General features: G+C 49.1%; 2 protein-coding genes. One reads left to right on the top strand and one right to left on the bottom strand.

What is annotated here, in order from left to right; genetic code table 11:
• Positions 1-115: 115 nt before the first annotated feature.
• Positions 116-688, bottom strand: a complete 573-nt coding sequence (locus BSZ32_RS06445; protein WP_105042676.1) for a hypothetical protein — start codon at positions 686-688, stop codon at positions 116-118.
• A 275-nt stretch (positions 689-963) separates the two neighbouring features.
• Between BSZ32_RS06445 and BSZ32_RS06440 the strand changes: the two genes are divergently transcribed.
• Positions 964-1,647 (top strand): GntR family transcriptional regulator (locus tag BSZ32_RS06440; RefSeq protein ID WP_129589833.1); only part of this gene is annotated, 684 nt, incomplete at its 3' end.

The raw sequence follows: 1,647 nt of genomic DNA, 5'->3' as shown, positions 1-1,647 counted from the left end.
GGGTTGACTAAAGTTGATTCGCCAGTTCGATTCTGGTTATAGTTTCTTTAGAGCGAATCCGGCGTCAAGTACTGGTTCGGAGCCCAATAATACAGGTGTGAGGCCAGCACTGCGTTCATTCTGCCAAAGGAGATCCACCGGGGAATGCACCGGTTTCCCATGTGATGGTCGTTACTTCGCCATCCATCTCGACTGCTGCACCGAGGAGGAACCTATATTCGGGGGAGGTAGCGAAGACCACGCCGTGATCCTCCCCTTCCTCAGTGAGCATGGTGTGATTTGTTCTTATCGACATGAAATCGCTAATAGGTCCGCCACTTATATCCTGTCTTTGTTGTTTATCACTTGGAATAATGATGTCGTACTGGTTGATCGAGCCATTATATCCTGTCTTAATTGTTTTCGTATTTTCTGCCGTGAACTCGCCGACGGTTAACCCTCGTAGCGTAACCTCACCAGCCCATACCATTGTGAAGGCATCATCAAAATCGATTCGTGAATACTTAGTTGTTTGGGTCAGTTGAATCGTCAACTGGTGCGTCTTATCCGCAGACGTATCTTCTTTCTTATCCGCAGAGCTATCTTCTTTCTTATCCGCAGACGTATCTTCTTTCTTAGCACAGCCCCATAGCGAGGCAGCCAATACTGATACCGCAAGGGCATGGATAATGATTTTGCTAATTTTCATATTGCTAGGAATTTGCTTTTTGCGTGGTGACCCTGAGGACGTTGTTGGGGAGATCGGAGAGGGGGAGAAAGGGGGGTGATGTATTCATTTTCATAAGGTAATTAATTAGTTGTTAGGAGTATTATTCTTTGTTCTTTGCGAGCTTACCGGATCGATCCATCGTGGATAAACCGGGTATCAATCACTATTTGCACGCACCATATACCCCCCCATAGCACTCGCACAATAAATTTCGAGATTGACACCTCAGAAGTATTTACTGAGGTTACTAGTCTATGGATGTTCCTCACTTTCTCTCAATCACCGAGCAGGTAGCTGCTTACCTGCGCGCAGAGCTTGTGCGGGGACGCTGGAGCGGAACAATGCCAGGGATGAACAGTTTAGCTCCGGAACTGGAGGTCAGCACCAAAACCGTAGAGGCAGCGCTACGATTGCTTGAGAAGGAGGGCCTGCTGGTCGCTCAAGGCGCCGGACGCCGGCGCAAGATTATGTTACCTGAGGAACTATCCAAGCTGCCTGGGTTACGGGTGGCGATATTATGTTACGAACAAAGCGACCAATCTCTGGATTATCTCGTCGACTGCAAGAACAAGCTGGCGGCGGCGGGACACCCTGTTTTTTATGCGTCAAGTAACTTAACGGAAATCAAGATGGATGTGCGGCGACTCGCTCACATGGTAAAAAAGACCGAGACGGATGCCTGGGTGGTAGTTGCCGGCACCAGCGAGGTGCTGCAGTGGTTCATGCAACAAAAGATCCCAGCCTTTGCTCTCTATGGTCGACGGCATCAACTGAAAATCGCCGCAATCGGTCCGGATTCAGTACCAGCGCTCATTGAAGCCACACGTCGGTTGATCGATCTCGGTCATCAGCGGATTGTATTTCTCGACAGCCTTTTTAACATATCGGAACCGGGAATTACTGGCTCAGCCTTTCTCGATGAATTGTCGGCTGCCGGT

It is taken from the genome of Rubritalea profundi, assembly GCF_002954445.1.
Lineage (GTDB): Bacteria > Verrucomicrobiota > Verrucomicrobiia > Verrucomicrobiales > Akkermansiaceae > Rubritalea > Rubritalea profundi.
Note: the sequence above shows the minus strand (reverse complement) of the source record. Positions and strands in the feature narration are given on the sequence as shown.

Bases quoted from the DNA above. Each gene is read 5' to 3' on its own strand.
- BSZ32_RS06445 (WP_105042676.1), bottom strand. From the start codon at position 688: ATGAAAATTAGCAAAATCATTATCCATGCCCTTGCGGTATCAGTATTG.